Below are 24,859 nucleotides of genomic sequence, written 5' to 3'. Positions count from 1 at the left end.
TTTCTCCAATCAATAGATTAGTAACCTAATAACATTTGTGGTAACGATAAACTTAATGATGGAACGTAAGTCACTAATAATAATGTTAGAATAAGTGCGAAATAGAATGGTAATAATGGTTTAATAACCTGATTAATTTTTACACCACCAACGGAACAACCAATGAATAATGCGCTACCAACTGGTGGAGTGCAAATACCGATAGAAAGGTTAAATGCCATCAATACACCGAAGTGAACGGGATCCATACCTAATTCTGTTACGATAGGTAAGAAAATTGGAGTAAAAATAAGTAATGCAGGGGTCATATCCATGAATACACCGACAATTAATAGAATAATGTTGATGATTAATAGGATAACAATTGGATTGTTAGAGATATTTAATAATGCATCACTAATAGTGTAAGGAATATCTGCGTTTGCCATTGCCCAGGACATACCCATTGATGTACCAATTAAGAGAAGCACAATAGCGGTTGTAACAACAGAATCTAAAATAATTTTTGGTAATTCTTTGATGGTTACTTCACGGTAGAAAACAACTGCAAGAATTAAGGTATAAACAACGGCAAAAGCAGATGCTTCTGTTGCAGTAAAGATACCGCCAATGATGCCACCCATGATAACGATTATTAAACCGAGGCTAGGTAAGGCATCTAGCGTTTTTTTCATTGCTTCTGAGCGAGTTGGTTTAGGTGAAACAGGATATTTTCTTTTTTTCGCAATAATAGCCACAATTATCATGATGGATAATCCCATCAAAATCCCAGGAATGTAACCAGCAAGGAATAATGCACCAATCGATGTACCACCAGAGATTAAAGAGTAAACAATGAATGTATTGCTAGGGGGTATTAATAATCCAGTAGGACAAGATGAGATATTCACTGCAGCAGAGAAAGCTGGATCATATCCTTCTTTCTTTTGTAAAGGTGACATAATCCCACCCATTGCTGCTCCTGATGCTACAGCAGAGCCAGAAATTGAACCAAACATCATATTAGCTAATACATTCACATGAGCTAAAGAGCCAGGTAATCGTCCACCAATTACTTTAGCAAATTCAATTAGTCGTATTGCAATGCCACCACGATTCATAATGTTGCCAGCTAAGATAAAAAATGGGATAGCAAGCAAAGAGAAACTATCTAAACCAGAAGCCATTTTTTGAGAAATAACGGCAATAGCAGCATCAAAAGGAATTGATAGCATTATAGTAAGAAGTGATGCAATACCAATAGAAAATGAAATTGGTGCACCAATAAATAGAAGTACAAAGAAACTAGAGCAAAGTACAATGATATTTGACCATTCCATTTTTATTCTCCTTGATGAGCTGATGTTGGTAAATGTGCTGAGTTTATGTTGTGAATGTTATCAACAATATCCCTTAAAAGATAAAGCAACATAAAACAACCACTCAAAGGAATTGCAAGGTAGACTAGTCCCATCTGAATACCTAATACTGGTGATATTTGCCCATTATTAACGGTATCTATAACAAGTTTAAATCCGCCATAGCACATAATAACAGTAGCGAATACCACACTGATAAGATTAATAATAAGTTGTAAACGGTTTTGGTTAAGTGGTGAGTTTTCAAACTTGCTAACTAAAAGATCAATTGCAAGGTGTTTCTTTTGACCTAATGCATAGGCGGCCCCCATTAGGCCAACCCAAATGAAGAGAAAACGAGCTATCTCATCGGTATAAGTACTTGGTGTGTTAAGAATATATCGAGATAAAACTTGCCAAACTACACAGATGACCAAGAATGAACTTAATGCAACACAAAGTGTTGATAAGACCCTATTTATGATGGATATGAACTTGTTCATTATAACTCCTTTTTGCCGTTACACTTAAATTGGTAAACCAATTATGGTTTGAAATTTCTTTTTTGCAAGTTTTTTTATTTAAAAGTGTGATGTGGATCACCAATTTAAAATAATCGAATTGACCACTTTAATTTTTTTGGTCTATCATCTTCCCAACATCCAAGTTGTTCAGGATTGTTTTTCAATTTACTAACTTATGGGAGATGCGTTATGCAAATCAAAAAAAATGTTCTTTCTTGTGTATTGAGCTTGGCGTTATCAGCAGGTATGGCATTTTCAGCTTCTGCTAAAACTGTATTGAAGTTAAGTCACAATAATGACAAAACCCATCCTGTCCATATTTCAATGCAATATATGGCAGATGAAGTGAAAAAATTAACTAATGGTGAAGTGGTGATCCGTATTTATCCGAATAGTCAACTTGGTACGCAACGCGAGTCAATGGAATTACTGCAATCAGGTTCACTTGATATGGCAAAATCCAATGCGAGTGAATTGGAAGCTTTTGAGCCATCTTATGGCGCATATAATATTCCTTACCTTTTCCATAATGTGGACCATTATTATCGTGCATTACTTGCTCCTGAAGTTGGACAAAAAATTTTGGATTCATCAAAAGGCAAGGGGTTTATCGGTTTAACTTATTATGATGGTGGTGCGCGCAGTTTTTATGCAGCTAAGCCAATTAAATCACCAGAAGATCTAAAAGGAATGAAAATTCGTGTTCAACCAAGTCCTACTGCTGTAGAAATGATCAAATTAATGGGGGCTTCGCCAACACCTTTAGCTTATGGTGAACTCTATACAGCATTGCAACAAAAAGTAGTTGATGGTGCTGAAAATAACCAAACTGCATTAACCCTGGCTCGTCATGGTGAAGTGGCTAAATTCTTTAGTGAAGATGAACATACTATGATTCCTGATGTGCTTGTAATTGGTCAAAAATCTTGGGATAAATTGACTCCAGAGCAACAAAAAGCACTCAAAAAAGCCGCTGATGACTCCATGATGTATCACAAAGATTTATGGAAAAAAATGATCGCGGAAACGACTCAAGAAGCTAAAGATAAATTGGGTGTAGAATTTGTAAAAGTCGATAAACAACCGTTTATTGATGCAACAAAAAGTATGCATGATGCTGCAAAAGCTAATCATTTGCTTAAAGAATATATTGAGCATATTGACAGCTTAGCAACCAAGTAGTTGATATCGGGAGGATACGCCTTTGCGTATCCTTTCATTTCGGGAGTGAATATGAAAAAAATAGCATTCATCGGCGAATGTATGATTGAGCTAAATGGGAAACCATTTGGTGAAATGTGGCAAGGTTATGGCGGGGATACATTAAATTCAGCCACTTATCTTAGTCGGGTGAGTTTGTCAAATGACCTTCAAGTTCACTATGTGTCAGCATTAGGAACCGATAATTTAAGTGACCAAATGTGTGCTCGTTGGCAGGCTGATGGTATAAATACGGATTGGGTGTTAAAAGATGAAAAGCACCAACCTGGTTTATATCTTATCCAGCTTGATGAACAAGGAGAACGTACGTTTCTTTATTGGCGTAATCAGTCTGCTGCGCATTATATGGTACAACATCCTGATTTTTCAAAGGTTCTATCAGATCTAGAGCAAGTGGATATGATTTATTTAAGCGGGATCTCACTTGCGATCTTATCTAAAAATGACCGCACTTTTCTTGTTGAACAACTGATCAAATTAGCTCAAAAAGGTGTGCAAGTCGCTTTTGATAGTAACTTCCGCCCTAAACTTTGGGATTCATTAAAAGATGCCCAAGATTGCTATATGCAATTGTTGCCTTATGTGAGTCTCGCACTTGTCACCTTTGATGATGAGCAATTATTGTGGAATGATGAAGATGAGAAAGGTACTTTAACTCGTCTACATAAAATTGGTATACCAAAAGTGGTTGTAAAGTGCGGTCGAAATGGCGCGATTTTTTCAGATTCTCAAACTTTCCAATATGGACAAGTTGTACCTAAACCTATTTCGAATGTTGTGGATACTACATCTGCAGGCGATTCTTTTAATGCCGGCTTTTTAAATGGTTATTTACGAAATAAACCTTTAAAAATTTGTTGTCAACAAGGCAATTGTGTGGCGGGCATTGTGATTCAACATAAAGGCGCGATTATTGATAAACACGCCATTTCTCATCTTCAATCTGAATTTAATTAACGGAGTACAATATGAATATTGCAGCTAACCATCATTTAGAAAATAAATTGATCGTCATTACCGGTGCTGGCGGTGTGTTGTGCGCATTTTTAGCAAAAAAGTTGGCGCATACAAAAGCTAATCTCGCTTTATTAGATATTAATTTTGAAGCAGCCGATAAAGTGGCGCAAGAGATTAATCAAGCAGGTGGTCATGCAAAAGCTTATAAAACAAATGTGTTAGAGCTTGAAAATATTAAAGAAGTGAGAAATCAAATTGAAACCGATTTTGGCACTTGTGACATTTTAATTAATGGTGCAGGTGGGAATAATCCAAAAGCGACTACTGATAATGAATTTCATCAATTTGATTTGAATGAAACAACAAAAACGTTCTTTGATTTGGATAAATCAGGCATTGAATTTGTATTTAATCTTAACTACTTGGGTACGTTATTGCCAACTCAAGTTTTTGCAAAAGATATGATTGGTAAAAAAGGTGCAAATATCATCAATATTTCAAGTATGAATGCCTTTACACCGTTAACGAAAATACCTGCTTATTCCGGTGCAAAATCTGCGATCAGTAATTTCACACAATGGCTTGCTGTGTATTTTTCTAAAGTGGGTGTTCGTTGTAATGCCATAGCTCCGGGCTTTTTAGTCAGTAACCAAAATCGCGCTTTATTATTTGATGCAGAAGGTCATCCAACCGCTCGCGCAAATAAAATCCTCACTAACACGCCAATGGGGCGTTTTGGTGAACCAGAAGAATTACTTGGCGCATTATTATTCTTAATCGATGAAAATTATTCGAGTTTTGTCAATGGTGTGATTGTACCGGTTGATGGTGGATTCTCTGCTTATAGCGGTGTGTAGGAGGATAATATGAAACAATTTATGGATGAAGATTTTCTTCTTTCAACAAATACAGCAAAAACGCTTTACCATGACTATGCAAAACATCAGTCTATTTTTGATTACCACTGTCATTTAAGTCCAAAAGAAGTGGCTGAAAATCGCCAATTTAAAGATTTGGCTGAAATTTGGTTAGAAGGCGACCATTATAAATGGCGTGCTTTACGTACGGCGGGTGTGCCGGAAGAATTAATTACAGGCAAAGCGGATAATTACCAAAAATATTTAGCTTGGGCAAAAACTGTTCCGCTTTGTATTGGTAATCCAATTTATCACTGGACACATTTAGAATTACGTCGTCCTTTTGGAATTACTAATACATTATTTAATCCACAAAATGCAGATAAAATTTGGTATCAATGCAATGAAATGTTGCAGCAACCTGAATTTTCAGCTCGTGGAATTATGAAGAAAATGAATGTGAAATTGGTAGGAACAACAGATGATCCAATTGACTCATTGGAATATCATCAAACGATAAAAAATGATGATAGTTTTGATATTGAGGTTGTACCAAGTTGGCGACCGGATAAAGTGTTTAAAATTGAGTTGCCACCATTCAATGATTATATCGCCCAGCTTAGCCAAGTCGCTGATATTGAAATTTGTTCATTTGCTGATTTACAAAAAGCCTTAGTAAAACGCTTAAATCACTTTGATGAACATGGTTGTAAATCGGCTGATCATGGTATGGAAATTGTTCGTTTTGCTCCAATCCCGGACGAATCAGTATTAGATGATATTCTTCAAAAACGTTTGCAAAATCAACCTCTATTAGAAGAAGAAATTGCACAATTTAGCACAGCAATTCTGGTATGGCTTGCTTCGGAATATTGTAAACGCCAATGGGTGATGCAAATTCATATTGGTGCAATCCGAAACAATAATACTAGAATGTTTACATTGCTTGGTGCGGATAGTGGATTTGATTCTATTGGCGATCGTGCTTATGCAGAACCGCTTTCCCATTTATTGGATGCGATGGATCGTCAAAATCAGTTACCAAAAACAATTTTGTACTGTCTGAATCCTCGTGATAACGAGATGATTGGCAGTATGATTGGTAATTTCCAAACCGGTGGCGTAGCTGGTAAAATTCAATTTGGATCAGGCTGGTGGTTTAATGACCAAAAAGATGGTATGGAGCGCCAGCTACAACAGCTTTCTCAATTAGGGTTACTTAGTCAATTTGTTGGAATGCTAACTGATTCACGTAGTTTTTTATCTTACACTCGCCATGAGTATTTCCGCCGTATTTTATGTGAAATGATTGGTGGATGGGTTGAAAAAGGTGAAGTGCCAAATGACATTTCATTACTGGGTAAAATGATTGAAGATATTTGTTTCAACAATGCAAAAAATTATTTTAAATAGGGAAAATTATGTCATATACAACTCAACAAATTATTGAAAAACTCTGCCAATTGAAAGTGGTGCCTGTAATTGCGTTGGATTATGCGGAAGATATTTTGCCGCTAGCAGATACGTTGGATAAAAATGGTTTGCCAGTGGCGGAAATTACATTTCGTTCTGAAGCAGCAGCAGATGCGATCCGTTTGTTGCGTGCAAATAGACCTGACTTTTTAATTGCTGCCGGTACAGTTTTAACAGCTGAACAAGTGATGCTAGCAAGAAATAGTGGGGCGGATTTTGTGGTAACACCAGGATTTAATCCAAAAATTGTGAAATTATGTCAAGATTTAAATTTTCCAATAACGCCAGGGGTGAATAATCCTATGGCCATTGAAACCGCATTAGAAATGGGAATTTCTGCGGTAAAATTCTTCCCTGCAGAAACATCGGGTGGTGTGAAGATGATCAAAGCATTGTTAGGACCTTATGCTCAACTTCAAATTATGCCAACAGGGGGAATCGGTTTACATAATATTAAAGATTACTTAGCTATTCCAAACATTGTGGCTTGCGGTGGCTCTTGGTTTGTGGAGAAAAAATTGATTCAATCCAAAAATTGGGGCGAAATTGGACGATTGGTTAGGGAAGTGATTGATATTATTAAATAAATTTATTTCTTTAAAGTGCAAAGTGCGGTCTATTTAGACTGAATTTTTTTGATTAAGCTTGGGGCTGACTTAGACTAGCATGCTAGCTAATTTAAGTCGGCCCCTAAAAAATAATTTAAGGGCTGAGTTCTGTTATTTGAGGAACTTGGCCCTTTTAGTTTATTTAGTTAATTTTTATATAACTAAATCATCTATTCAGTTCCATTTCAACATAAAGCAGACCCTTTTAGTGTGATATTATTTCAATAAAAGTTTTACTTGAAAGGGTACATAATGAAATTACAACAATGGGTTAAACAATATCAACTAGGTTTACTTTTTCAGCAAGGTCAATTTGGTTTAGAAAAGGAAAGTCAACGTATTGACGATAAGGGAAATATTGTAACGACGCCTCATCCACCTGTATTTGGTAATCGTTCTTATCATCCCTATATTCAAACAGATTTTGCCGAAAGCCAGCTTGAGTTGATTACGCCACCAAATGCTAAACTGGAAGATAGCCTACGTTGGCTTTCTGCAATTCATGAGGTGGTGTTGCGTTCTTTACCTGAAAATGAATACATTTTCCCATTTAGTATGCCAGCGGGATTACCACCAGAAAATGAGATTCAAGAGGCGCAGCTTGATAAACAGGAAGATGTTGAATATCGCGAGCATCTGTCTAAACAATATGGCAAATACAAGCAAATGGTAAGTGGAATTCACTACAATTTCCAACTGTCATCTGAATTTGTGAAAGCTATATTCTTGTTGCAAGATGAATATGCTCATCTTAAAGATTTTCAAAATGCCCTATATATGAAATTAGCTAATAATTTTCTACGCTATCAGTGGATTTTAGTTTATTTACTTGCTGCAAGTCCGACAGTGGAAGCAAATTATTTTTCTCGAAATGGCGTACTTAATTTTCCTTTGAAAGAGGGGCAGTTAGTACGTAGTTTACGTTCTAGTCCCTATGGTTACGTTAATTCATCTAATGTTGTGGTGAATCATGATAACCTTGAAAATTATGTAGAAACATTAGAGTTTCAAGTTAAATCTGGTCATTTGATTGCAGAAAAAGAATTTTATTCTAATGTTCGTTTACGAGGTTCGAAAAAAGCTCGTGAATTGCTAGAAAAAGGCGTTCAATATGCAGAATTTCGTTTGTTTGATTTGAATCCACTTGAGCCATATGGTATCAGTCTAGATGATGCAAAATTTATTCATATTTTCTTATTAGGAATGTTATGGCTTGATGAGACAAGTGGTCAAAAAGAAGTAGAGCTTGGTAAACAAAGATTATATCAAGTATCTCTTGAAGATCCTCGTGAGCAAACAGCATTTAGAGAAGAAGGTGAAGCAATATTAAGCCAAATTATTGATATGTTGAAAATTATCAATGCAGATGAAAGAGCGGTTAAAATTTCGGAAGAAAAATTGGTGCAATTGGCAGAACCAAGTCTAACAGTAAATGGAAAATTGCTCAAAGCGATTGAGCAGGAGGGAAGTTATAAAGCCTTGGGGGTAAAACTTGCGAAGCAATATAAAGCTCAAGCTTTTAAACGTTTTTATGCTTTATCTTCATTTGATAATATGGAACTCTCCACTCAAGCTTTATTATTTGATTTAATTCAAAAAGGTGTTACGACTGAAATTTTAGATGAGAATGATCAATTTCTTGCGCTTAAATTTGGTGAACACCTTGAATATGTTAAAAATGGTAATATGACTAGTCATGATCAATATATCTCTCCATTGATTATGGAAAATAAGGTAGTGACAAAGAAAGTATTATCAAAGGCTGGTTTTAATGTACCAAAAAGCTTGGAATTTACATCGATTGAACAGGCTGTTGCACATTATGCTTTATTTGAAGGACGCGCTGTTGTTATTAAACCAAAATCCACAAATTATGGTTTAGGTATCACAATTTTCAAACAGGGTGTGACACACCGAGATGATTTTGTTAAAGCGATTGAGATTGCTTTTCGCGAAGATAAAGAAGTGATGGTTGAAGATTATTTAGTTGGTACAGAATATCGCTTCTTTGTTTTGGGGGATGAAACGCTTGCAGTGTTGTTGCGTGTACCTGCAAATGTTATAGGTGATGGAAAGAACACGGTACGTGAATTGGTCGAGATAAAAAATGCGGATCCTTTACGGGGAGATGGTTCTCGTTCACCTCTCAAAAAGATCGCTTTAGGTGACATAGAATTATTACAGTTAAAAGAACAAGGATTAACACCTGATAGTGTACCTCAGGCTGGTCAAATTGTTCAGTTACGTGCTAATTCTAATATCAGTACAGGTGGTGATTCTATTGATATGACTGATAACATGCATGAGAGTTATAAACAGATTGCTGTAGGGGTTGCTCATGCAATGGGGGCTAAAGTTTGCGGGGTCGATTTAATTATTCCTGATTTAACAAAACAAGCTGAATCATCCTTAAACTCTTGGGGAGTAATTGAAGCTAATTTTAATCCAATGATGATGATGCATATTTTCCCTTATCAAGGTAAATCAAGAAGATTGACTAAAAACGTCATTAAAATGTTGTTTCCAGATATAGAAATGTAGTATCAAATTAAGTGATAAGAAATAACCGCACTTTAACTAATTAAAGTGCGGTTGATAAGAAACATTTATGTTATATGTGTTAAATTAATATACACCCTGAGCCAACATGGCATCAGCAACTTTAACAAAACCTGCAATATTCGCTCCTACCACATAGTTAATATTTTGTTGACCTGCGATAGAACCATATTTTTTGCAGTTAGCATGAATATCTAACATAATACGATGCAATTTGGCATCAACTTCTTCTGCTGTCCAATATAAGCGTTGGGAACTTTGTGCCATTTCTAAGCCAGAGGTCGCTACGCCACCAGCATTGGCTGCTTTACCTGGACCAAATAATACACCAGCCTCTAAGAATGCGTCTGTTGCTTCGATAGTAGTTGGCATGTTTGCACCTTCAGCGACTAATTTCACACCATTTTTAATCAAGGCTTTCGCATCTAAAATCTCTAATTCGTTTTGGGTTGCGCAAGGAAGAGCAATATCGGCTTTCACTTCCCAAGGGCGTTTTCCTGCAAAATATTGAAGACCAAATTGTTTTGCAAATTCTTCTACTCGACCACGTTTTACATTTTTGAGCTCTAATAAAGCCTCTAATTTTTCACGATCAAATCCTTCAGGCAAATACACATAACCTGCTGAGTCTGAACAGGTTACGACTTTCGCACCAAGCTCCATCGCTTTTTCAATCGCATATTGTGCCACGTTACCTGAACCGGAAACTAAAACCGTTTTATCTTGGAAGCTATCCCCTTTCTCAGCAAGCATTGCTTGGGCAAAATAAACCAATCCATAACCTGTTGCTTCTGGGCGAATTAAGCTCCCTCCAAATGAAAGACCACGACCAGTAAACACACAAGCTGCTTGGTTTGATAATTTTTTCATATAGCCTGCAAGATATCCTACTTCACGACCACCTACACCAATATCACCGGCAGGCACATCGGTATCTGGGCCAACATGGCGATACAATTCGGCCATTAAAGCTTGACAGAAACGCATCACTTCAGCATCTGATTTTCCTTTAGGATCAAAATCTGATCCCCCTTTCGCACCACCCATTGGCAATGTGGTTAAGGCATTTTTAAAGATCTGTTCAAAACCTAAGAATTTTAAAATCGATAAGTTAACGGATGGATGAAAACGCATTCCCCCTTTAAAAGGACCAATTGCACTGTTGAATTGTACACGGAAAGCTCGGTTTACTTGAACTTGGCCTTTATCATCAGTCCATGCCACACGGAATTGGAATGCTCGCTCTGGCTCAACTAAACGCTCTAATAAAGCTTCTGAACGGTATTTAGGGTTTGCTTCCAAGAAAGGCCAGATTGAAGTGAAGACTTCACGAACAGCCTGTAGAAATTCAGGTTGGTGAGCATCTCTTTGAGCGATTTTCCCAAGAAATTCGTCTAATGATGTAATTATTGTCATAATGTGTTTCCTCTATTGATGTTGTATTTTTCTGTATGTATTTGAATCACCCTCTAGATGGGGCTTAATGACAATATGTAACGAGAGACTTAATATTGCAATATTTATTGTGATAAAAAGATAAAAAGAGAATAAAAAAAGCAAGAAAATTAAAATTTCTTGCTTTTTTTTAGATGAAATCTAAATTATTAATCATAATATTATGGTTTTACTTATTTTTCCCTTCTAAATAAAGCCATTCTGCGACTTGTTTTGCAAAATAAGTCAAAATTCCGTCGGCACCAGCTCGTTTGAAGCAAAGTAGTGATTCCATAATACATTCTTTTTCTTTTAGCCAGCCATTTTGAATGGCTGCCATATGCATTGCGTATTCACCTGAAACTTGATAAGCGAAAGTAGGTACGCCAAAATGTGTTTTTACGCGATACACCATATCTAAGTATGGCATACCTGGTTTTACCATGACCATGTCAGCGCCTTCTTGTAGATCTAATGCGACTTCTTGTAAACCTTCATCTCCATTTGCAGGATCAAGTTGATAAGTTTTTTTATCTCCGCCTTTTAAATTACCTGATGAGCCGACAGCATCACGAAATGGTCCATAATAATTAGAAGCATATTTAGCAGAATACGCCATAATTTGTGTGTTAATAAATCCTTTTTCTTCTAATGCTTGTCGAATACGGCCAATACGACCATCCATCATATCACTTGGCGCAACAATATCAGCGCCTGCTTCAGCATGAGAAATAGCTTGTTTGATGAGAATATCAGAGGTGATGTCGTTAAGAACATAGCCGTCTTCATCAATAATTCCATCTTGTCCATGGCTTGTATAAGGATCAAGTGCAACATCAGTTAATACACCTAATTCTGGATAAGTATTTTTTAATGCTCGAACTGCGCGTTGCACTAGACCATTTGAATTATAGGCTTCTTCTGCCATTAGAGATTTTTTATCTTGTTCAATTACAGGAAATAATGAAATAACAGGGACACCATATTTAACTAGTAAACCTGCTTCAATAAGAAGTTGATCGATAGTTAAACGTTCAACACCTGGCATAGAGGGAACAGCCTCACGATAGTTTTCACCTTCAAGAATAAATACCGGATAAATAAGATCGTCTACGGTGAGTTTATTTTCAGCCATTAAGCGACGACTAAAATCATGTTTACGTAAACGACGTAGGCGGCGGGTAGGAAATCCTGTAAAAATTTGTTGAGTCATGTTATAGTCCTCTTTCTTATATAATGAGAAAGGGGGCGATGCCCCCCAATTATTATTCCATTTTATTTGATTCTTCAGTATTTTCAACCGCACTTTCATCTTCTTTTGGCTGATAAAAACGAGCAACTAATAAACCTAATTCAAATAGAAGAATCATTGGTACAGCAAGTAGCGTTTGTGAAAATACATCTGGTGGGGTTAGAATCATTCCAATAAAAAATGCACCGACAATGATATAAGGGCGTTTTTCAGTAAGGGCTTTTACCGTTGTTACACCTGTCCAACAAAGTAAAATAATAGCAATTGGGACTTCAAAACAGACGCCAAAAGCTAAAAATAATGCCAATGCAAAATCTAAATAACTACTAATATCTGTGGCAATCGCGACACCTTCAGGTGCAGTTTGGGTAAAAAAGCTAAATACAAAGGGAAACACTACATAATAAGCAAAAGCCACCCCACAATAAAAAAGAATAGTGCTTGAAAATAACAATGGGTAAATCATTCTTTTTTCATGTTGGTATAGAGCTGGTGCAACAAATGCCCAAACCTGGTAGAGCAAATAAGGAACGGAAATAAATACTGCAACGATTGCCGTTAATTTAATAGGCGTAAAGAAGGGTGTTTGAATATTTGTTGCGATCATTGTTGCGCCTTTTGGCATAACGTTAGTTAAGGGAGCTGCAACAAAATGATAAATATCATTTGAAAAATAAACGAGCGCAATAAATACCAATGCAACGCAAATCACACTGCGTAAAAGACGGTTTCTTAATTCAACAAGGTGTGTAATTAGGGGTTGAGATTCATCCACATTGCTCATACAAATTCCCTATAATTCAGATTTTTTCGTTTGAGATTTCGATACAGGTATGACTTCAATATCATCAGGGGGATAGTAATCAGATAGGCGTTCTGTGAGTTCTGCCTGTTCGTGAGCATCAAGCGTGGTTAAATCAGTAAGTTGATTTTCTTCTTTCGGCAAAATTTCTGATGAATCCAGTGCTACTACAGCATCTTTGGATTTGTCCCCATTTTCTGCCGCATTTTTAATTTCTTTGATTTGTTCTTCTACTGTCGTGCCTGCTTCAGCAGCTTTGGCTTCTAGCTCAGATTTCATTTTATCTGCTTGTGCTTTTAATTCTTCTACCGTTTTACTTAATTCTGGAGAAAGTGTTTGTAAATTTAAAGATTCAGCTTTTTTAATGCTGTCTTGTAATTCTTGTAATTTTAGTTCTTGTTTTAATTCGTTTTGCACATTGGCAGCTAAGCCGCGAATGGTTTTTACCCAACTCATAACTGTACGAATAGCCACAGGCAAACGCTTAGGGCCTAGCACCACTAAGCCCACAAGCATCAATAAAACAAGTTCGGAAAAACCAATATCAAACACGGTTATGCCTGTTCTTTATCTTTTACAGTTTCAGTTTTTTCAGCGGTTGTCGTAGCGTCTTTAATTTGGGTAAACTCAGCATCTTTTTTAGGCTCGTCATCAGACATTGCTTTTTTAAAACCTTTTACTGCTGCACCAAGATCAGAGCCCGCATTGCGTAACTTTTTAGTACCAAATACTAATAAAATCACGACTAATAAAATAATCATTTGTGCTGGGGATAAACCAAACATAGAAAAACTCCGTTAGAATTAAATTGAAAATTTGGGCTTGAATATACTCTTTTTATGCATTGGCCTCAAGAGGTAATTTTAAAAGTGCGATCAAAAAGAAGGTTATTTTCAACCGCACTTTAGTCTTATTATTCAGCCAGTTCTGTTTGCTCGTGCGCCATCAATTCTTGCCCCACATCATCTAACAAACTTAAGTAGCGTTCATAATGTTTCAACATATCAGCAATCAATTCGTCTTGATCCATATATTGCACATCATAACCCACTCGACCATCAAAGAAATAGGTGTATGGCTCATAGGTCATGCTATGTTGGATATGTGGCAAGTTATCATCATTGATTAATTGCTCTGATACCTCGCGACCAATAGATTTTACCCCGTACATAAAGTCTCGCATCAACTCTTTCTGAATGACTAACTCGACTGCAGGCTCATCTTGATCAAATAACGTGTTAATTTGCACGCTCAAGTCATATTTGCTAATCAACTCTTGGCGTAATTCTCGCATAGCCGGTAATACCGTATGCTTAAGGAATCGCAAAATATCTTTTTCTTGCGTTTGGTTCATCATTTGTTCCAAACGTTCTTTCCACTTATCCCCCGTCCAGAAGATACTGGTTGGATTAACTTTGGTATCAAAATATTTTTTGTCTGCATTCAAGCCTTTCCATAAACTAAAACACATCAATAACATCAACATTGCGAAAGGTAACGCTACTAACAAGGTCATTGCCTGTAGATTAGCTAAGCCACCTGATTGCATTAAAACAATCGCGACGACTGACATTAATACACCCCACATCACGGCCTGCCAACGAGGTGCTGCAAGGCTTTTATCGCGTGATGCAATGTTATTTAATACATAAATACCGGAGTCTGCTGAGGTGATAAAGAATAAAGAAATCACCACCAAACTCACTAAACCGGTCACACCAGAAAGCGGTAAATAATCCAAGAATTTAAAAAGCAACGTTTCAGGCGAGGAAATCATTTGTCCTAACGTACCTGCAGCTTCCCCATCATTTAACCAAATAGCCGTATTACCAAATACGGTAAACCACAAGATTCCGAACATGCTAGGAATCACCAACACACCAAAAATAAATTCGCGAATGGTACGCCCTTTCGAGATTCGCGCAATAAATAAACCTACAAATGGCGCCCAAGAACACCACCATGCCCAATACAGAATTGTCCAACCGCTAAACCAGCCAGTATGTTCTTGTTCATAAACATAGGTTTTGAAGCTTAATTGTACTAAGTTGCTGAGATAAGTTCCGATGTTGTCGCTGAAAGCGGATAACAAATAAAGTGTTGGTCCTGCCACTAATACGAAAATTAACAAACAAAAAGCTAATGTTAAATTCAGCTCACTTAAGATTTTTACCCCTTTCCCTACGCCAGAAATCGCGGAAAATGTCGCTAAACTCATTACTACGGCAATCACGACAATTTGCAAGCTGAAGCTATTTTCACTAATCCAGCCTAATTGATGTAAGCCTGCCCCCAATTGTGATGCACCAAAACCTAATGTTGTGATAACACCAAATAAGGTGGCAAGTAACGCCATAATGTCGATAAGATCGCCTAACTTGCCATTAATACGCTCTTTCAATAACGGATAGAAACAAGAACGTAATGCCAAAGGTAATTTGTAACGGAATCCAAAGTAAGCCAATGCCAACGCAATCGTGCCATACACCGCCCAGGCATGAATTCCCCAGTGGAATAAGGTGTGTAACAAGGCCTCTTGTTGTTTGTGTTCTGCTGTACCTGCGGTAATATCAGATAAATAATGCGTTAAGGGTTCGGCTACACCAAAGAACATCAACCCTACCCCCATTCCGGCAGCAAATAACATCGCCAACCAAGAGAGAAAACTGAACTCAGGCTCTTCTTCATCATTGCCTAATTTAATATTACCTAGGCTACTGACTGATAAAATGACTAAAAAGCCCAAAAACACTGAGAATGCTAATATGTAAAACCAACTAAAGTTAGCAAAAATGCCCGATTTGGCGGCATTTAATAAAGTTTGTGTTTGTTCCGGTGCGATTAAAATCATTGCGACAAGTAACACCACAAAAAATAACGTTGTACCAATCACCAAAGGATTGAACGACGTTTGCTTTTCCATAAATTTAGATAAAGACAACGCTTTCCCCTTAAAAATTAAGTGAATAAAAATAAAATCAGATTAAATAAAACAAGGCCTTAAGCCCTAAATGGTGCGATGGAACCATCGCAAATGACAGCACGGAGAAGTGCGATTTTGAAGGAAACGCTCAGTAGAATATGAAGGATTGTTTCCAAAATTTCATTTATTATATCAAAAAGTAATAATTATTTCAAATTAGAAAAATATCAATGGTGTTTAAGTTGTATTTTTGACTAATATAATGAATTACAACACTTGCTCAAACAAGACGGTAAAAGAAAACGTTTTATTTAATGTGTTATAGATAAAACAATTCCTTAATGCAGTTTGAGTGAGGTGATCAAATGTTTGATCATCTAAATCAGATGAAATAAAAATCTTGATTTTACAATCTGTTATTTGGGGTTGTTCATTATAACCGCGAACGCCCAGTAAGGTTAAAGGATTGGCGAGGTTGAGCCAAATTTTTCCTTCCATTTCTACAATATCGGCACGTTGTTGAGCAAAATGGGCTTTTACACTGCTCAAAATTCCACCTAAAATAGAAACAGCAAAATAATCTACCGCACTTTTTTGTAATGATTGGTTATCGAAATTGACTTGTGAATAGAGAGAAATGCTGTCATTCGGTGTGAATAATTTAATTTCTTCTCCGCGTAATACGGCTCGATATTTTGCTGTAAAACATTCACTTTCAGGTACGTTATACATAACGTTCCCTCAATATTGATTTTGCTTCATTTAATACCTTAAGTTTGGCTTCAATAATATCAAAACCATTTAAAGGGCGGTTAGAAAAAGTGGCAAATCCACAATCTGGATTTAGCCAAATTTGCTCTGGTGGTAGGTAATTTAAGGCTTTTTCTGCGCTCTGAACTATCTGCGCTACGCTTTCCACCTCGTCAGAACGAGGATTGATGACGCCTAAGCCTAAAATACATTTTTGTCTTAAGATTTCACTTTCTAATAACGAACTTAATTCTCCCGCTCTTGGCGTAGAAAATTCGAGCATTAAAATATCAGGTAATGCCGATTCAAATAAATCCACTAATGATGTATAAGGCCCGCGCAGTAATACGCTTTCATCTTTGCTCCAGTTGCCACGGCATACATGTAATGCAGTTTTGATATTTTTATTTCTTGCATACTCAAAGATTTGAGTAATTAAACTTTTTGCAAACTGTAGTTCCGCTGCAAAATCTTGTTTTTCGCTTAACGCAGCACACATAAATGAACGTGTTTGATGATGGCTAAAAATAACTTCTGTCAAAACAGGCTCATCAAATTGAACTACACTTACGTCTAGCTCACATAAATGATCAATTTCTTGCTTTAAGATAGTAACAACATCTTTTGCCATTTCTTCTTTTGATGAATAATGTTGCCCTGACACAGGCGAAAGCCACATGGAGCGAGCCATTAAGTAAGGCCCTGGCAAGGTTGCTTTAATTGGTTGCTTGGTTAGATTTTTTAGTAGCAACATTTCATCTGCTACTAAAGATTGTTTGTAGCTGATTTTTCCCACGCAAATCGCATTTTTTATGGAAAGTGCGGGAACATCCAAGGTTTCTAGCATTGACTCAAAAATTTGCTTTTCTTTAATGTGATCGAGCATTTCACTCATGCTCATTAAGGTCGCGCCTTGAATTTTTTGTGCAATAAAAGAAAGGTAATTGTCGCGAAGTAATTCGCCACTCGTGATAATATCAGTGCCAGTACGTTGTTGAAGTTCGACAATTTGTTTTGTTTCTTGAACAACGATTTGCTCAAGCTCTGCTGTGGTTATTTTGCCGAGTGCATGCTTTTTACGCGCCATCAAAAGTGCTTGGCTACGAGGCATTGAGCCTAAAAGGGAAGTTGTGAAAGGTTTCATAGAAAATCCACAATGATGGGCGTTTATTACACGCCCATCATGACATATTGATATTAAAAGAATTTTAAATATTCATTGGCAGCTTGTAATTGAGCAAAACCTTTTGTTCTGCCCGCAACCCAAAGTTTTAATCCTTCCAAATCCATCATTTCTTTATGTTCTGGATTGTTGTAATCCATTTTGAACAAGGTTTCGGTGAATGCATTGAATTTGGTTTCATCTAATCCCACGCGTCCACTGAAAATACAATGGTCAAATGATGGTGTTTTTGCAAGTACTCGAACTGTTGCTGGATCGAGCGTGCCATCTTTTGTCCAACGTTCAAAGTTGAAATCTAACATCCATGTTGCAGAAACTTGGCGATCTTTTAATGCATTGGCTGCATCTAATTCACCGCCTACATGATCGCCGTGCAAACCAACACCCACATCAAAGCGTTTTTCTACATAATCTTGACCAAATTCCAAGCCATGTTGATGTAAAAACTCAATAGGAATTAACCGCGCTTGTGGGGAATCAATTGCACCAAAAGCAATAGTTTTATTTTTTAAATCTTCAATCGATTGGATAGTTGGATCATTAACAACTAAATAGCTTTGACGATCTTGGTCGGTATCACGCATGGCACCATTTAAGGTTTTACCACCACTACGTAAGTAACCATCTAACCAAGCTAGGGGAGAGTTCCACGCCACATCAATTTCATTATTGAGTAACGCATCAACTTGTCCTTTGTAGTCTTTGAAATACACGGGTTCAATAGGGAAGCCTTCTTTTTCGAAAAAGTCAGCAATAATGCCCCAAATAACCGTCACTTGTGGGGCGTAGATGACCGCCCCAATTTTTAATTTCTCACTCATTTTTCACCGCACTTTATGGAATTTGTTGACCTGTAATGGCTTTACCTAACCAAATATTTAGCACATCGACACTTGGCGCCATTACTTGACTTGCTAATGCATCACGTAAATAGCGTTCCATTGGCCCTATTTTGTTATAGGCCTTACCACCGCCAATACGCATACCAATTTGTGCAAGAGTAATAGCGTTTTCGCTTGCGAGAATTCGGGCGGCTAATAATTTAGCTAATGCATCTGCATCACCTTCTGTGGCTGCACGAGCCGCATCTCGCGTAGCACATACAGCAGCGTTTGTGTTTGCATAGATTTTAGCTAAGTGAATTTGCACGGTTTCGATTTCAGCTAATGCAGTGCCCGATGTGTATTTACGGTGTGTTGAATGTTTAATTGCTTCAGTAAGCACGGCTTTACAGACGCCACTATAGACAGCAGCCAAGCCACAAATAAAGGCAGGTGCAATGCCACCAAATACTTGTTCTGCGCCTGCGCCAACTTCGCCAATGCGCCAGCCACGATCTAATGGCATATCGGTCATTCGCATAAAGCAAGAGACATTGCTACGCATACCTAAGCCATTCCAGCTATCGGCTTCAAAAGTTAAGCCTTGAGTACCAAGTGGAAGCACCCAGTTATCAATAGTTTCACCATTTTCGGAAGGCAAAAGCGCTAAATAATAAGAAGCATAATTGCCAGATGTCACCATGGATTTTAAGCCATTGAATACCGCATGTTCAGCATTAAATTGCGCGGTTGCATCGGTAATATAGAAGTGAGTACCTGTGCCTAATTCACTATAGGCGAGTGCGGCAAAGGTTTGATTTTGAACAATGTCAGAAAAGATTTTTTGTTTGAGTTGATCGCTGCCGAATAGATTTAAGCAATTCACTGCAACGTTACTCATCATGTAACAGAGACCAGCAGAGGCTGAACTTTCAGCTAACGCCATGCAGACTTCAGCGTGTTCTTTTAGGGTTAATCCCATTCCGCCGTATTCTTTTGGAATTAAAAGTGAAAACCAACCAGCTTTACCTAATTCCTTAAATGCCTGAACAGGAAATTCTTTTTTTTGATCGAGTTCGTCGGCGTAAGGCTCAATAAACTGTTCCGCTAACTTTCTCACCTGAGTATAGATTTGCGACATAATATATCCTTATTGTGTGTTGAGAAAAACTTTCTACGAGGCGGATATTATTATGCTCAGTTTCTTTTTTCTAGTATTTAATTCAAAATAATTTCAGTAATGTGACGTGGATCAAGAAAAAATCTGGCAAGCATTTTCCCATGTGACTTTTTTAATCAATTCAGCAGGTTCATTTCTTAAGGCACAAAGGGCTTTGAAACTTTCCACAATACGTTCTGGTCGATTAGGTTGGCCTTGAAAACCAAATACAGGCATATCTGGACTATCTGTTTCCAACACTAAGGCATCAAGAGGCAACTTCGCGATTGCTTGACGAGTTTTATTGGCGCGTTCATAAGTGATAGTGCCGCCAACCCCGATTTTATAACCTAAATCAACAAAGCGTTTTGCTTGATCGTAGCTTCCTGAAAAACCGTGTACTACGCCAAGTTTAGATAATGGAATACGTTTTAAAAAAGTAAAAATTTGATCATGGGTTTTTCGACTGTGAATATTGACGGGTAAATTAAATTGCTTTGCCAAATAAAGTTGGCTTTCAAAAAAATGACATTGTTTTGCCCAAAGTTCATCGGTGAGCAAATCGGGAATCGCACGTTCCAAACCAATTTCTGCCACCGCCGTGCAATTTGCATCACGATTTTTTAAGGCTTGTTCTAACAGAATCAAATCATTTTCGGCGTGTTCTTGAATATAAAGAGGATGGAGCCCAAGCCCATAGTACAAATTATCAGGAAAAAGTGCGGTCATATTTTGGATTGTTTTAAAATCAGCTTCTTTCACCGCCACAATCAGTATTTTTTGCACATCGGCTTTCTTAGCATTATCAATAAGCTGTGACAAAGGTTCCCCTGTAAATTGTTGGAGATAATCGAGATGCGTGTGAGTGTCGAAGAAAGACATGAGCATTTTCCTTTAGGTCGATAAAAAATGGCGGAATTCATCCGCCATTCACCATTATTCTACTGAAACCGATGTAATCACTACATCTTCAGTTGGGACATCTTGATGAAAGCCTTTGTTGCCTGTTTTCACTTTTTTGATTTTATCCACAACATCCATACCTTCAACCACTTCACCAAATACGGCATAGCCCCATTCTTGAACGACTTCACGACCAAACATTTCTTTTGAACGATAATTTAAGAAATCATTGTCTGACACGTTAATGAAAAATTGTGCGGTCGCTGAATGTGGATCTGAAGTGCGAGCCATTGCAATGGTTCCACGTTTGTTACTTAAACGATTGTTTGCTTCATTTTGGATTGGTGCTTTGGTTGCTTTTTCGCGCATACCGCTTTCCATACCGCCGCCTTGAATCATAAAGCCATCAATAACACGGTGAAAAATTGTGTTATTATAAAAGCCGTCTTTGCAGTAATTTAAGAAGTTTTCTGCAGTAATCGGAGCTTTATCAAAATCCAATTTAATTTTAATGTCGCCAAAGTTTGTGTGTAACGTAACCATTTTGTTTTCCTTCTGAAAAATTAAGGGTCGTATTATTCCACAATCGAGGTAAAAGTGCTATAAAAGTGCGGTTTGTTTTTATTTCATTTTACGAGCTTAAAAATGCTAAAAATTTTCAATACCTTAACGAGAGAAAAAGAAATCTTTAAACCTATCCACGAAAATAAAGTGGGAATGTATGTTTGTGGCGTCACTGTTTATGATTTGTGCCATATCGGTCATGGACGCACTTTTGTGTGTTTTGATGTGATTGCTCGTTATTTACGTTCTTTGGGTTACGATTTAACTTATGTGCGTAATATTACGGACGTAGATGACAAAATTATTAAACGTGCGTTAGAAAACAAAGAAACCTGCGATCAACTTGTGGATCGTATGGTTCAGGAAATGTATAAAGATTTTGATGCACTTAATGTATTACGCCCTGATTTTGAACCTCGCGCTACGCATCATATTCCAGAAATTATTGAAATTGTGGAAAAATTAATTAAACGCGGACATGCTTATGTTGCGGATAATGGCGATGTGATGTTTGATGTGGAAAGTTTTAAAGAATACGGCAAATTATCTCGTCAAGATCTTGAGCAATTACAAGCGGGTGCACGTATTGAAATCAATGAAATCAAGAAAAATCCAATGGATTTCGTGCTTTGGAAAATGTCGAAAGAAAACGAACCAAGTTGGTCTTCTCCTTGGGGCGCAGGTCGTCCAGGTTGGCACATTGAATGTTCCGCAATGAACTGCAAACAGCTTGGCGAGCATTTTGATATTCACGGTGGTGGCTCTGATTTAATGTTCCCTCACCACGAAAATGAAATTGCACAATCTTGCTGTGCGCATGGTGGTCAATATGTGAATTATTGGATCCATTCTGGCATGATTATGGTGGATAAAGAAAAAATGTCGAAATCCCTCGGCAATTTCTTCACAATTCGTGATGTATTAAATCACTATAATGCAGAGGCAGTACGTTATTTCTTATTAACGGCACATTATCGTAGCCAGCTCAATTATAGCGAAGAAAACTTGAATTTAGCGCAGGGTGCGTTAGAACGTTTATACACGGCTTTACGCGGAACAGCTCAAAGTGCGGTTGCTTTTGGCGGAGAAAATTTTGTCGAAACTTTCCGTGAAGCAATGGATGATGATTTTAATACGCCAAATGCACTTTCTGTTTTATTCGAAATGGCGCGTGAAATCAACAAGTTAAAAACAGAAGATGTTGAGAAAGCCAATGGGCTTGCCGCTCGTTTGCGTGAATTAGGTGCGATTTTAGGCTTACTTCAACAAGATCCAGAAAAATTCTTACAAGCTGGTTCTGACGATGATGAAGTGGCAAAAATTGAAGCACTCATCAAACAACGCAACGAAGCGCGAGCGGCTAAAGATTGGCCTGCCGCAGATGCAGCACGTAATGAATTGACAGCTATGGGCATAGTATTAGAAGATGGTCCGAATGGAACAACTTGGCGTAAGCAATAACAAGTTTATTGCCTATCGAATCACATTTAGATTCAAAAACTGACCAATGAAGTAGGTTAGAGAAGTGATTGGGTATTTTTATTGAAATTGATAAATGGAAAAAGTAAAGGCGACTTTTAGTCGCCTTGCTGAGATTATTTATTTGAGTTTTCATCACATTTATTGATGTCACTACACTTACCGTAAAGGTATAAACTGTGAGCTTTTAATTTTATACCATATTGTTCGCTAATTTCGCGTTGACGTTGTTCAATGATATTATCTGTGAATTCAAATACTTTTCCGCAATCCTCGCAGATAATGTGATCGTGGTGCTCGACTGGAGCTAATTCAAATACTGATTTATTTCCTTCAAAATTATGACGGATTAAAATGTGTGCTTCGTCAAATTGATTAAGTACACGATAAACCGTTGCAAGCCCAATTTCACTACCTTGTTCAAGTAAAATCTTATATACATCTTCTGCAGAAAAATGCTCATTTTTGTGATTTTGCATTAAAGCAAGAATCGTTAAACGAGGTTCAGTGATTTTTAATCCAGCTTTTTTAAGTAATTTAATGTTTTCTTCAGACATAAAGTTCCCTTCCTTTTATGTGAAAAATTCTAAGCGAGCTCAGCTAAACACATTTCATCGTAAATTTGTTTACACCATTTTTCTACACGTTCTGCCGTGAGTTCAGGTTGGCGATCTTCATCAATACACAACCCAATGAAAGTTCCATCTTCTAATAATGCTTTTGATGCTTCAAAAGTATAACCTTCAGTTGGCCAATTACCCACAATGATTGCGCCGCGCGGTTCTACGATGTCACGCACGGTGCCGATAGCATCACAGAAATAATCAGCATAATCTTCTTGATCGCCACAGCCGAAAATACCTACGAGTTTATCTGTAAAATCAATCTCTTCTAGCGTTGGGAAAAAATCATCCCAGTCAGCTTGTGCTTCGCCGTAATACCAAGTCGGAATACCGAAAAGTAAGAAATCGTATGCTTCAATATCTTCTTTACTACTTTTTGCAATATCACGAATATCGATTAAGTCACTACCTAATTGTTTTTGGATCATTTTCGCGATGTTTTCGGTATTGCCTGTGTCACTGCCATAAAATAGACCAACAACTGCCATTTTTCTTTCCTTTTAAAATTTAACGTATTGATTATAAATAGGGGATATACCCTAAATTATGTGGGAGTATACTACAAAAGTATTCTCATTTAAATTAATTAATTCTTATTTACAAATCGCTCTATCGCACGTATAACAAATTCAGGTTTTTCAGCATGCACCCAATGCCCACAACCACTAATAGTAAAAGACGTCGCATGAGGAAATTGTTCTAAAATTTTTTCGCTATTTTCTATTTTTATATAAGAAGAATTTCCGCCTTTAATAAACAGCGTCGGCGTGAGTACATGCACTTTTTCCCAATCCATAATGTTTGCATAATTGTTGAAAAGTGCGGTGAGATTAAAGCGAAAATAATCAGGTGAACTGGGCTCAAAAGATTTCAGCATAAATTGCACGACATCCTGATCATCAATTTCCTTTTCTAATAGCGGTTTAGCTTCTTGACGAGTTTGAGGGGCTGCATTTTTTACAGCGAACAAGCCATTAAACACATCTTTATGTCCAAATCCTTCGTAAGGCAGGGGAGACATATCAATTACAATTAATTTTTCGACTAATTCTGGGCAAAGTGCGGTGATTTTCATGGCGGTTTTTCCCCCCATAGAATGACCAATTAGTATCACTTTGGGTAAATTTAAGTGGCGGATTACCGCGATAACATCTTCAGCCATAAGTTGGTAATTCATTTTTTCCGAATGAAAACTATGGCCGTGATTACGCAGATCTACGCGTAAAATATTGTAATTTTCGCTAAAAGCTCTGGCGATGATGCCAAGGTTGTTCATATCCCCGAATAAACCGTGAATAAAAACTAAAGTTGGAGAATTAATCGTTTGTTTTACTTGATGAAATTGATAATTGAGCAATGAGTTTGCCATAATTTTTGCGTGAGAATTTGTAAAGAAGTCGCTATAATTAAAAAAATTCTAGCAAACAGAG

At 37.3% G+C, this 24,859-nt stretch carries 24 protein-coding genes; 7 read left to right on the top strand and 17 right to left on the bottom strand.

All coding sequences use genetic code 11. The annotated features are described in order from the left end of the window. Positions 1-17: 17 nt before the first annotated feature. Entirely contained in the window at positions 18-1,319 is a 1,302-nt protein-coding gene (locus KP713_RS02910) for a TRAP transporter large permease (protein WP_215769803.1), read from the bottom strand. A gap of 2 nt (positions 1,320-1,321) precedes the next feature. After that, on the bottom strand, positions 1,322-1,840 hold the full coding sequence (locus KP713_RS02905; protein WP_215769802.1) for a TRAP transporter small permease: 519 nt from the start codon (positions 1,838-1,840) through the stop codon (positions 1,322-1,324). A 210-nt stretch (positions 1,841-2,050) separates the two neighbouring features. Here KP713_RS02905 and KP713_RS02900 point away from each other — a divergent pair, with 210 nt between their 5' ends. The 6 genes from KP713_RS02900 to gshAB all read left to right on the top strand — a co-directional run bounded on the left by KP713_RS02900 (position 2,051) and on the right by gshAB (position 9,518). Next, positions 2,051-3,043 carry a TRAP transporter substrate-binding protein gene (locus KP713_RS02900; RefSeq protein WP_215769801.1) on the top strand — a complete coding sequence of 331 codons (993 nt, stop codon included), beginning with the start codon at positions 2,051-2,053 and terminating at the stop codon, positions 3,041-3,043. Between the two features lie 51 nt (positions 3,044-3,094). Then, positions 3,095-4,039, top strand: a complete 945-nt coding sequence (locus KP713_RS02895) for a sugar kinase (protein ID WP_215769800.1) — start codon at positions 3,095-3,097, stop codon at positions 4,037-4,039. Positions 4,040-4,050: 11 nt separating this feature from the next. Further along, on the top strand, positions 4,051-4,896 hold the full coding sequence (locus KP713_RS02890) for an SDR family oxidoreductase (RefSeq protein ID WP_046950199.1): 846 nt from the start codon (positions 4,051-4,053) through the stop codon (positions 4,894-4,896). 9 nt (positions 4,897-4,905) lie between these two features. Further along, positions 4,906-6,309, top strand: a complete 1,404-nt coding sequence (uxaC, locus tag KP713_RS02885) for a glucuronate isomerase (protein ID WP_215769799.1) — start codon at positions 4,906-4,908, stop codon at positions 6,307-6,309. 8 nt (positions 6,310-6,317) lie between these two features. After that, positions 6,318-6,956 (top strand): bifunctional 4-hydroxy-2-oxoglutarate aldolase/2-dehydro-3-deoxy-phosphogluconate aldolase, encoded by a 639-nt coding sequence (locus KP713_RS02880; RefSeq protein ID WP_215769798.1) that lies wholly within the window; start codon positions 6,318-6,320, stop codon positions 6,954-6,956. A gap of 273 nt (positions 6,957-7,229) precedes the next feature. Beyond that, positions 7,230-9,518 (top strand): bifunctional glutamate--cysteine ligase GshA/glutathione synthetase GshB, encoded by a 2,289-nt coding sequence (gshAB, locus tag KP713_RS02875; RefSeq protein WP_215769797.1) that lies wholly within the window; start codon positions 7,230-7,232, stop codon positions 9,516-9,518. Between the two features lie 84 nt (positions 9,519-9,602). On the opposite strand, the gene gdhA is transcribed toward gshAB, so the two are convergent. From gdhA to KP713_RS02815, 12 genes are all read right to left on the bottom strand, one after another. Next, positions 9,603-10,952, bottom strand: a complete 1,350-nt coding sequence (gdhA, locus tag KP713_RS02870) for an NADP-specific glutamate dehydrogenase (protein ID WP_215769796.1) — start codon at positions 10,950-10,952, stop codon at positions 9,603-9,605. Between the two features lie 208 nt (positions 10,953-11,160). Then, a complete protein-coding gene (gene hemB, locus KP713_RS02865) occupies positions 11,161-12,183 on the bottom strand; it encodes a porphobilinogen synthase (RefSeq protein WP_140529816.1) in 1,023 nt (340 codons plus the stop codon). A gap of 52 nt (positions 12,184-12,235) precedes the next feature. Then, positions 12,236-13,006, bottom strand: a complete 771-nt coding sequence (gene tatC / locus KP713_RS02860; RefSeq protein ID WP_215769795.1) for a twin-arginine translocase subunit TatC — start codon at positions 13,004-13,006, stop codon at positions 12,236-12,238. A 9-nt stretch (positions 13,007-13,015) separates the two neighbouring features. Next, positions 13,016-13,576, bottom strand: a complete 561-nt coding sequence (tatB, locus tag KP713_RS02855; RefSeq protein WP_215769794.1) for a Sec-independent protein translocase protein TatB — start codon at positions 13,574-13,576, stop codon at positions 13,016-13,018. A gap of 2 nt (positions 13,577-13,578) precedes the next feature. Next, positions 13,579-13,809, bottom strand: coding sequence for a twin-arginine translocase TatA/TatE family subunit (gene tatA / locus KP713_RS02850; protein WP_139989883.1), 231 nt, complete (start codon positions 13,807-13,809; stop codon positions 13,579-13,581). A gap of 128 nt (positions 13,810-13,937) precedes the next feature. Beyond that, on the bottom strand, positions 13,938-15,965 hold the full coding sequence (locus KP713_RS02845) for a BCCT family transporter (RefSeq protein ID WP_215769793.1): 2,028 nt from the start codon (positions 15,963-15,965) through the stop codon (positions 13,938-13,940). 249 nt (positions 15,966-16,214) lie between these two features. Next, positions 16,215-16,679: an OsmC family protein gene (locus tag KP713_RS02840; RefSeq protein ID WP_065264541.1), complete on the bottom strand. Its 465-nt coding sequence runs from the start codon at positions 16,677-16,679 to the stop codon at positions 16,215-16,217. Beyond that, a complete protein-coding gene (locus KP713_RS02835; RefSeq protein WP_215769792.1) occupies positions 16,672-17,841 on the bottom strand; it encodes a cobalamin-independent methionine synthase II family protein in 1,170 nt (389 codons plus the stop codon). The genes KP713_RS02840 and KP713_RS02835 overlap by 8 nt, the downstream gene beginning before the upstream one ends. A 53-nt stretch (positions 17,842-17,894) precedes the next feature. Continuing rightward, entirely contained in the window at positions 17,895-18,701 is an 807-nt protein-coding gene (locus KP713_RS02830; RefSeq protein WP_215769791.1) for a phosphate/phosphite/phosphonate ABC transporter substrate-binding protein, read from the bottom strand. Positions 18,702-18,714: 13 nt separating this feature from the next. Next, on the bottom strand, positions 18,715-19,842 hold the full coding sequence (locus KP713_RS02825; RefSeq protein ID WP_215769790.1) for an acyl-CoA dehydrogenase family protein: 1,128 nt from the start codon (positions 19,840-19,842) through the stop codon (positions 18,715-18,717). Between the two features lie 111 nt (positions 19,843-19,953). Continuing rightward, positions 19,954-20,742, bottom strand: a complete 789-nt coding sequence (locus KP713_RS02820) for a TatD family hydrolase (RefSeq protein ID WP_215769789.1) — start codon at positions 20,740-20,742, stop codon at positions 19,954-19,956. Between the two features lie 54 nt (positions 20,743-20,796). After that, complete coding sequence (locus KP713_RS02815; protein WP_215769788.1) at positions 20,797-21,306, bottom strand: peptidylprolyl isomerase; 510 nt, start codon at positions 21,304-21,306, stop codon at positions 20,797-20,799. Positions 21,307-21,408: 102 nt separating this feature from the next. On the opposite strand from KP713_RS02815, the gene cysS reads away from it, so the two are divergent. Further along, positions 21,409-22,788, top strand: a complete 1,380-nt coding sequence (gene cysS / locus KP713_RS02810) for a cysteine--tRNA ligase (protein WP_215769787.1) — start codon at positions 21,409-21,411, stop codon at positions 22,786-22,788. A 134-nt stretch (positions 22,789-22,922) separates the two neighbouring features. On the opposite strand, the gene fur is transcribed toward cysS, so the two are convergent. From fur to KP713_RS02795, 3 genes are all read right to left on the bottom strand, one after another. Then, positions 22,923-23,363, bottom strand: coding sequence for a ferric iron uptake transcriptional regulator (gene fur, locus KP713_RS02805; protein ID WP_048954146.1), 441 nt, complete (start codon positions 23,361-23,363; stop codon positions 22,923-22,925). Between the two features lie 29 nt (positions 23,364-23,392). Beyond that, positions 23,393-23,917 carry a flavodoxin FldA gene (gene fldA, locus KP713_RS02800; protein WP_215769786.1) on the bottom strand — a complete coding sequence of 175 codons (525 nt, stop codon included), beginning with the start codon at positions 23,915-23,917 and terminating at the stop codon, positions 23,393-23,395. Positions 23,918-24,015: 98 nt separating this feature from the next. Further along, positions 24,016-24,798, bottom strand: a complete 783-nt coding sequence (locus tag KP713_RS02795; protein ID WP_215769785.1) for an alpha/beta fold hydrolase — start codon at positions 24,796-24,798, stop codon at positions 24,016-24,018. Between the last annotated feature and the right edge of the window lie 61 nt (positions 24,799-24,859).

This window comes from Haemophilus sp. SZY H36 (genome assembly GCF_018829625.1).
Lineage (GTDB): Bacteria > Pseudomonadota > Gammaproteobacteria > Enterobacterales > Pasteurellaceae > Haemophilus > Haemophilus haemolyticus_K.
The sequence above is the reverse complement of the archived record's forward strand: the minus strand, read 5'-3'. Positions and strand labels throughout refer to the sequence as shown.

What these genes read in the sequence shown, in the direction of transcription:
- KP713_RS02815 (WP_215769788.1), bottom strand. Translation starts at nt 21,306, where the DNA reads ATGGTTACGTTACACACAAACTTTGGCGACATTAAAATTAAATTGGAT.
- uxaC (WP_215769799.1), top strand. Translation starts at nt 4,906, where the DNA reads ATGAAACAATTTATGGATGAAGATTTTCTTCTTTCAACAAATACAGCA.
- KP713_RS02910 (WP_215769803.1), bottom strand. Translation starts at nt 1,319, where the DNA reads ATGGAATGGTCAAATATCATTGTACTTTGCTCTAGTTTCTTTGTACTT.
- tatC (WP_215769795.1), bottom strand. Translation starts at nt 13,006, where the DNA reads ATGAGCAATGTGGATGAATCTCAACCCCTAATTACACACCTTGTTGAA.
- fldA (WP_215769786.1), bottom strand. Translation starts at nt 23,917, where the DNA reads ATGGCAGTTGTTGGTCTATTTTATGGCAGTGACACAGGCAATACCGAA.
- gdhA (WP_215769796.1), bottom strand. Translation starts at nt 10,952, where the DNA reads ATGACAATAATTACATCATTAGACGAATTTCTTGGGAAAATCGCTCAA.
- KP713_RS02880 (WP_215769798.1), top strand. Translation starts at nt 6,318, where the DNA reads ATGTCATATACAACTCAACAAATTATTGAAAAACTCTGCCAATTGAAA.
- KP713_RS02890 (WP_046950199.1), top strand. Translation starts at nt 4,051, where the DNA reads ATGAATATTGCAGCTAACCATCATTTAGAAAATAAATTGATCGTCATT.
- KP713_RS02840 (WP_065264541.1), bottom strand. Translation starts at nt 16,679, where the DNA reads ATGTATAACGTACCTGAAAGTGAATGTTTTACAGCAAAATATCGAGCC.
- KP713_RS02835 (WP_215769792.1), bottom strand. Translation starts at nt 17,841, where the DNA reads ATGAAACCTTTCACAACTTCCCTTTTAGGCTCAATGCCTCGTAGCCAA.
- KP713_RS02895 (WP_215769800.1), top strand. Translation starts at nt 3,095, where the DNA reads ATGAAAAAAATAGCATTCATCGGCGAATGTATGATTGAGCTAAATGGG.
- KP713_RS02830 (WP_215769791.1), bottom strand. Translation starts at nt 18,701, where the DNA reads ATGAGTGAGAAATTAAAAATTGGGGCGGTCATCTACGCCCCACAAGTG.
- KP713_RS02820 (WP_215769789.1), bottom strand. Translation starts at nt 20,742, where the DNA reads ATGTCTTTCTTCGACACTCACACGCATCTCGATTATCTCCAACAATTT.
- gshAB (WP_215769797.1), top strand. Translation starts at nt 7,230, where the DNA reads ATGAAATTACAACAATGGGTTAAACAATATCAACTAGGTTTACTTTTT.
- cysS (WP_215769787.1), top strand. Translation starts at nt 21,409, where the DNA reads ATGCTAAAAATTTTCAATACCTTAACGAGAGAAAAAGAAATCTTTAAA.
- fur (WP_048954146.1), bottom strand. Translation starts at nt 23,363, where the DNA reads ATGTCTGAAGAAAACATTAAATTACTTAAAAAAGCTGGATTAAAAATC.
- hemB (WP_140529816.1), bottom strand. Translation starts at nt 12,183, where the DNA reads ATGACTCAACAAATTTTTACAGGATTTCCTACCCGCCGCCTACGTCGT.
- KP713_RS02825 (WP_215769790.1), bottom strand. Translation starts at nt 19,842, where the DNA reads ATGTCGCAAATCTATACTCAGGTGAGAAAGTTAGCGGAACAGTTTATT.
- KP713_RS02905 (WP_215769802.1), bottom strand. Translation starts at nt 1,840, where the DNA reads ATGAACAAGTTCATATCCATCATAAATAGGGTCTTATCAACACTTTGT.
- KP713_RS02795 (WP_215769785.1), bottom strand. Translation starts at nt 24,798, where the DNA reads ATGGCAAACTCATTGCTCAATTATCAATTTCATCAAGTAAAACAAACG.
- tatA (WP_139989883.1), bottom strand. Translation starts at nt 13,809, where the DNA reads ATGTTTGGTTTATCCCCAGCACAAATGATTATTTTATTAGTCGTGATT.
- KP713_RS02900 (WP_215769801.1), top strand. Translation starts at nt 2,051, where the DNA reads ATGCAAATCAAAAAAAATGTTCTTTCTTGTGTATTGAGCTTGGCGTTA.